The sequence below is a fragment of the Chelatococcus albus genome (assembly GCF_030067675.1).
Lineage (GTDB): Bacteria > Pseudomonadota > Alphaproteobacteria > Rhizobiales > Beijerinckiaceae > Chelatococcus_A > Chelatococcus_A albus.
The window spans coordinates 1-6,637 of the sequence record NZ_JASJEV010000026.1 but is presented as its reverse complement, the minus strand read 5'-3'; the positions used below and the strand labels follow the sequence as shown (position 1 = coordinate 6,637).

The following is a 6,637-nucleotide window of genomic DNA, read 5'->3' as shown; positions in this document are numbered from 1 at the left end:
CTACCGCCGGCGATGGAGATCAGCTACCAAACCCCTGGGCTCTCACAATGAATGAGGGACCGGCGGGGGGCAGGTCAACAACGGCAGGGCAAGGTCAAGTTCCGTCTGAGCGTCAGGTTTCTTGCCTTGGCATCCGCAGGAATGCCATCAGAAAAAGAGCCGGACGCCAAGGATCAGGCGCGCGAGTACGATAATCGTCAAGCCCCCCAGAATCGCGGACAAGCCCATCGCCATGCCGGCTCCAGCGATGCCAAACGCTGCGATCAGCAGGAAATTGAGGGCAATATTGGCCGCGAGCATGATCGCCATGGCGACACTCTGCCAGCCGGGGCAGCCGGCCTGCGAGAGGATCAGGCTGTAGCTCAGCGGTCCTGCGGCGAACGGCAGGGCGAGCAGGAGCCAGAGCAATGGCTCTTGGGCGAGGAGGAAATCAGGCGCCGGAAATGCGATCCTGAGAAACCACGGGAACAGCGCATATCCGACGATGCCACCGAGGCTAGCGAGGGCAAGCATGGCAAGCCCAAGTCGGCGACTGAAGCCGAGGATGTGCTGCAAGTGATCGTCCCTGAGGTCCCGCGCGAGACCAGGACTTATGTTATTGCGAATGACGACCACGGCTTGAAGCGCCGCTTCGTATACGAGCGCTGCAACTGTGTAGATGCCGGCCATCCTGTCGTTCATGAGCGCGCCGAGGATCAGAACATCGACGCGAGAATTGAGCTCAGTCACGATGCCTGCCGGCATGACGCGCACTCCGAAACGAACATGATCGGCAGCACTCCGCGCCATTCTTCCAACCGCGCGGAACGGCACAATCCGCCATACGAAAGCGCCGAGACAGAGGAGGAGGATCGTTTCCGAGATCGTCAGTATCGCAGCGAGATACTCACCCGGTGCACCCAACAGAGCCATGGCAACGAGCGCGAGCAGCATCAGCGCGAAACGCGCGCCCTGAACAATCGCGAAGGCTCGCATGAGCTGCAGGCCGTTAACGATGCCGAGCAGATACTTGTTCAGCGCGAACGGCACCAAGCCGGGAGCCGCAATGAGCCAAGCCGTCGGAAGATCCGGCACGCGTGGAAACAGTTTGGCGATGAACGGTATGGCAAGGATGCTGACTAAGCTCACAGCAATTGCGATGCCGAGACAAGCAACCAAGCCACCATAGACGATGCGAACGAGCTCCTCCTCCCGCGTGTCAGCGGTCGATGCCGCGTGCAGCGCCGAAAGCTGGAGGCCGAAAACCGCGACTTGGGAGAGAAAAATGAAGATCGCAAACGCGATATTGAAAGTCCCGAGCACCTCCGGGCCATAGAAACGCCCGATCGCGAGGTTGAGGAGGATGCCAGCCGCGGCCAGGAAAGCGAGCGCGCCGAGGTTCCAGATAACGCCGGCAGCGAGGCTGTTCCTCTCGATCTTTGATGCGCACCCCGCGGGCGACGAGATCTCACTCATGCGGCCTCGGTATCTCTATCGTCCATCGCCGATGCGTTGCGAAGCCGTGCCAGAATCGCTGCGCTGAGCTCCTGTGGCAGTACAGTTGCTGCCGCATATGCCAATAGCTCATGGTTCAATCGAGCAAGGAGCGAAGCGACGCTCTCGGGGTCGCGACTGGGAACAAGACCGACATTCACCTCTGGAAAGAGCCTTTTCATCAGCCAAGATGTGCGCACGAGATGAAGGCGGTCGCTGACAATCTCGATCCTGTCCGCTCCGAGACGGCGTGCGATGCTGAGACCATCCTCGAGATTCGAACGAGTATCGTTCGATACCGTGTCGTGGAAGAGCAAGCCCCGGTCAACACCCATCGAAACGGCATCCTCCACCATGAGGGCCGATCCGAGATAATGGCGAGCAGGACGATACCCTCCCACCATGATGATCTGCGAGACAGCACCCGCTTCAAGACGCGCCACCGCTCTGCCTACGCGCGCACGGCGCTCCTCAGGGGCATCATCGTACAGGACGATGGCGACCGGGTGGTCTCCGGATCCCTTGGGCCACTCCGGCTCATACGGAAGTTGCCGCGCTAGGGCGTAGATGGCGACCAGGCCGCCAATATACGTGATGCCGCCGGCAAGCCCGGCAACGACGGCGGCACCTTGCCATCTGCGCACCTGCCACGACCCCATCGATCACCTACCTCAGATGTTTGTTCGCGTCCATATCAAACCACATCGCAAAGAAGAGCGATTGCAGGGCGGTCGAGAAGGAGAACAGCATCGCCAGCGTCGACATCGGAGGGGCCTCGCCGCCCGAAATCCATAGGGCCAGAACTCGGACCGCGAAAATCAAGGTCAGGAACAGCATGAGTGTTCCGAGAAGGTAGAACAGCACGAGTGGATGGAAGTCGCGCACGACATACTTTTCCCAAAGCCGCTTGAGGAAACCGCGCAACAGCACGTTGGAAATAGTGAAAACGACGCGCCTGATACGGATGCCACTAACTTCGCCGACGCCATAGACAGGCCTTACGGGCACGTCTCGCACGCGGAAATTCTCGATGTTGAGCTTGATCAACAGATCGTTCGGCTGCCCGTAGCGACGATACATATCGTCCCAGTCAATCGTCTGAAGAACCGCGCGGTTAACAACAGTGTATCCGGTCTGGGAATCGGCTACGTGCCAGTAACCAGAAGCAATCTTGGTCAAAAATGAAAGGATCGAGTTTCCCAAGAAGCGCTTCCGCGGGATGAGCCGATAGGCCCCATGCCAGATCAAGCGATTACCCTTGCTGTAGTCAACCTCGTCCTTGACGATCGGGTCAAGGAGGGCGGGCAGATCGGCCGGATCCATCTGCGCGTCGCCGGCCATCACGACAGCCGCATCAATGTCATTGTCTCGGCACCATTTGTAGCCGGTCGCAATCGCGCCGCCAACGCCTTGATTCTCCTCGTGTTCGATTAAAACAACAGATGGATACTCGGCCTGCAGGGCGCGAACGGCGCCAGACGTGTTGTCCTTGCTGTTGTCGTTCACGATAATGATTTTATCGACGAAGTCAGGCATTGTCGTAACGACTTTGCCGATCTGATGTTCTTCGTTGTAGCAAGGCACAACTACTGCAACCTTGTTTTCTTTATACATCCGGTCAGCTCCCAGGGTCCGGACGCCAAGCCGGCCTCCCCTTCCGTTTCAGGCACGTGAAAGTCGAGCGCCTTAGGGCATCGACCTTGTCGCAAAGCCAGTCACCCCTTAAAGAGCGTGCCGCTTGCGAGTTGGCGGTATCTGATGGCTTCAGGGTGATTGATCACCATAGCAAGCCCGCGTGCGGGATGCTTACCCGATCGTAGATCGGCGATCAAGGTAGGGTTAATCGAAAAAACATGACGCCCTGATGTATTCCCCACCGGCACTCCGAGTTGTCACTCATGGACCTGCCTAGGGTAGCCCTGACGTGCATCGCCTGTTATGAGGCTGAACGCGTCAGATCGCTTCGCCATGCAACGGCACGTCGATGGGTAAAGGAAAATGGCGCTTGTTTCCGGAGTTTCAATTAGATGGCGGCGACCGTCCTGGTTCTGATTTGCTTTATCGTGGTCACATTCATCCTGTGGCCTGCTGCCACCTATGTTGCCGCAAGCGCATTAATGCGTCCCGGACCATCGGAGCAACGCGATCTAGCGTGTCTCGTGGCGCCCCTGTCGCCCCTCGCGCTGTCGCTCCTGGTGATGATTCCTTACCAGACAGGGCATGTCCCGCCACCATGGGCACTGATCGGGGCCGTGACGGCCACCGCAGCGACCCTCGTGATCGCCGGAAGGCGATCTCTTGCTGCCCTCATCATGGCCATCCGCGAAGGTAGCGGCAGCGGCAGTCCCATGAACCGCTGGGTCATGGGACTGATCATCGGGCTTGTCACGCTAGCGCTTGTTCAGGCCGCAACGATGCCGCTGATGGAGAACGACGCACTCGAATATATGGCGGTGGCAAGGCATATCTTTGAGAGTGGGACACTCGCCGTATATCCTGTCACGACGGCCGCCCCCAACGGTCTGTACGCCCCACCGTCACACCCTCCAGCCTATCACATGTACATCGTGTGGGGTTATGCATGGCTAGGCGCAAAAAACTTCGCTCCAGCACGCCTTCTATCGATGTTCATGTTGGCCGGAATGGCGTCGCTCTTCCTTGCAGCCTTCCGGAGCCGAGCCGAGTATTCAAAAGCCAGGCGCCCCGCCGCGGTCGCGATGCTCCTGCTCCTCACGACGCCGCTGTACGTCACACTGCTGGTCAACTACCATATCGACGCGCTGCGGCTTGCGGCCTTCTTGGCAGCCGTGATCGCTACTGCATGGTTGATCGAGAGCCCTACACCAAGGCAGGCTGCCCTAACCGGCATCGTATTGGGGTTTGCAGCGTTTGCGCACTCCATTGGTATTCTTGCTGTTGTGTTCGGTGGCCTTGCATGGCTTGCCCTTGGCCCCAAGGATCGGTGGCGTGACTTGCGCACTGTCCTGATTGTCGGAAGCTGCGCAATTCTTGTTGGATCCTGGCAATATCTCGAAAATATTAGCCTGTTTGGCGTGCCTCTTCAGGACACTGCCCCTGTATGGGAGATGCCGGAGATCAATTTTGCGGCTGACCTGCGTTACCGGCGCGATCTCATGACGTTTGATGACAAGATGCTGTTCGGCGTCTTCCGCGGCTTCATCGAGCTCCCGTCGTTCGGTTTGACATTCTGGTTGGCGTTCCCAGCAATAATCATTGCAATCCGCCGTTGGCCAACGCAGCCGGTCGTTACCCGGATTGCGCTTTTGTGGGGAGGCTTCTTCTTCGTCGTCGCCGTCGCAACAGCGGCGCTCGGCTCCGAGCTGGTCATCAAGAATGCCAGGTACATACTTACCATTGCGCCACTCTTCATTCTCGTCGCCGCGCCATGGCTGGCTGACAGGCTCCTATTAACGAGATGGCCCTTAGGGCTCGCTGCCGTGCTGGCGCTGTTGCTGCCGGGCTGGGTTATGCTGCAGTCGGCGTGGCGGCTGGTGAATTTCGCCGCCCGAACCGATCTCTTCGTCATTGGGGAACGTGCTCCTATCTACAGGAGCAATGGCGTGTTTCCGGGCGCATCCTTGTTCCGATACCTGGAAGAGAACAGCCAGCCGGATGAAGTAACTTTCAGCTTCCGACAGGCAGGTTTTACACTCTATGGCACGGGACCATGGCTCGACAATTTCGACGAACGGTTGATGCCCTTCTATCGGCTCACCGATCATCGGGAAGCGTACCGCTGGCTCAGACAGCACAACGTCCGCCATCTCCTCCTGCCGAATTACATTTTTCCGACCGTTTCTCGGACACCAGTTGCCGACCTTCTGGCTGACCGATCACTCACGGAACTCATCGGCAACGACCGGAGCTATTCACTGTACAGGCTTCGAGATGCGCCTGCAGCCGTGCCCGCCTGCGTTCCGGTTGGCGGGAATGAAGTCAACTTTGAAGTGCGACACATTGAGCGAAGCTGGTTTGGACTTTTGGAAAGCATCGCCGGGCTGCCAAAGTTGTCGCGTGGCAGGATCACGACCCAGCTTGCCCAGTTCCATCCTCCGCAAAACGGCTCGCCGACGGCTGGGGAAGTCTCGCCTCACGTGCAGGTTGTGGCGCCGCACAATGTGCAGATCTCCATTGCCAGTGATAACGGCCCGCAGTCCCAAACACCAAGTCAATCATATGCTCGCTTTGGCTCATCAGATGGTCCAGTAGGTCTTTCATTTATTATCAAAGGAGAGGGTTTTATTGTCGTCGAAGGAGTGCAGTATGTGCGCATTGGGTCTCTTATTGAGGCGCAGACATTGCGGCTGTGGGAGGGCATCGCCACGCCGGAGCCGCGCAGGGTCCATGTCTTGATGGAACCAGTAGTCGGCAGCAAGGGCTTCCGCTTTTTCATTGACAAGGAGGTGCGAGCGAAAGGCATTTTCGAAATTTCCGACCTGACGCTTTGCCGCTCTACCCAATACCAAGCACCGCCAGCGCGGCACGACACAGGCGAATCCGTCATGGCCACATGGCGGCCAGCGGATCTGTCGGTGCCTCTCCCTGGATCGGCCCGGAGTCCCGTTGAAGGGTCACCGTCAATTCTGCTGGTAACGTCCGACTGGGCGGAAGCCTCGGCTTCTGCGGTGGGACTTGCGAGCGAGCGATTCCGTTATGATTGGCGGACACGCCTTCGCCTTCTGATGGAGGGCGTTCGCCTGCTGCTGGATGCGTATCCGCGGTCGACGATGGCTTTGTTCGCCGGCCCGGTTTACGAAATGATAGCTGCCGCCGACGCGCCCGGCGGCTGGCGACCGGTGACCTTGGAAATCGATGCGACGGGAACGGGCAGTTTCGCAGCCTACGTGCAGTACGAACTGCCGAATGGAACGACGGACTGGCGATTCGCGGGCTCCTTCGCGGCCTCGCAGTCATTGCAGACAACTCAGCTCGAGTTCGATCTGCCAAAGCAGGCTTCTCGCTACGAGATCCTCGTTCAAGGCAGTCACGAGAACGTTGGCCAGCACGCCTCCATCGTCATCTCCAAAATTAGGCTTCTGCAATCCTCGGCTGCAAGGCAGAAATGATGACGTTGCCCCCAAGCTCTATCCAGTTCTGAGTTCGCTTCCGGCATTGGTTATGCCCTGCTGGGCGGGTGAAGCGG

At 58.6% G+C, this 6,637-nt stretch carries 4 protein-coding genes; 1 reads left to right on the top strand and 3 read right to left on the bottom strand.

What is annotated here, in order from left to right:
* Positions 1–147 precede the first annotated feature (147 nt).
* From QNA08_RS18850 to QNA08_RS18840, 3 genes are read right to left on the bottom strand one after another with little or no spacing between them, the layout of a single operon-like run.
* Positions 148–1,455, bottom strand: a complete 1,308-nt coding sequence (locus QNA08_RS18850) for a lipopolysaccharide biosynthesis protein (RefSeq protein ID WP_283742273.1) — start codon at positions 1,453–1,455, stop codon at positions 148–150.
* A complete protein-coding gene (locus QNA08_RS18845; protein WP_283742272.1) occupies positions 1,452–2,132 on the bottom strand; it encodes a YdcF family protein in 681 nt (226 codons plus the stop codon). The genes QNA08_RS18850 and QNA08_RS18845 overlap by 4 nt, the downstream gene beginning before the upstream one ends.
* Positions 2,133–2,139: 7 nt before the next feature.
* Entirely contained in the window at positions 2,140–3,087 is a 948-nt protein-coding gene (locus QNA08_RS18840) for a glycosyltransferase family 2 protein (protein WP_283742271.1), read from the bottom strand.
* A gap of 413 nt (positions 3,088–3,500) precedes the next feature.
* Here QNA08_RS18840 and QNA08_RS18835 point away from each other — a divergent pair, with 413 nt between their 5' ends.
* Entirely contained in the window at positions 3,501–6,560 is a 3,060-nt protein-coding gene (locus QNA08_RS18835) for an ArnT family glycosyltransferase (protein ID WP_283742270.1), read from the top strand.
* Positions 6,561–6,637: the final 77 nt, after the last annotated feature.

Coding starts and splice junctions, on each gene's coding strand:
- QNA08_RS18850 (WP_283742273.1), bottom strand. CDS start 1,455: ATGAGTGAGATCTCGTCGCCCGCGGGGTGCGCATCAAAGATCGAGAGG.
- QNA08_RS18845 (WP_283742272.1), bottom strand. CDS start 2,132: ATGGGGTCGTGGCAGGTGCGCAGATGGCAAGGTGCCGCCGTCGTTGCC.
- QNA08_RS18840 (WP_283742271.1), bottom strand. CDS start 3,087: ATGTATAAAGAAAACAAGGTTGCAGTAGTTGTGCCTTGCTACAACGAA.
- QNA08_RS18835 (WP_283742270.1), top strand. CDS start 3,501: ATGGCGGCGACCGTCCTGGTTCTGATTTGCTTTATCGTGGTCACATTC.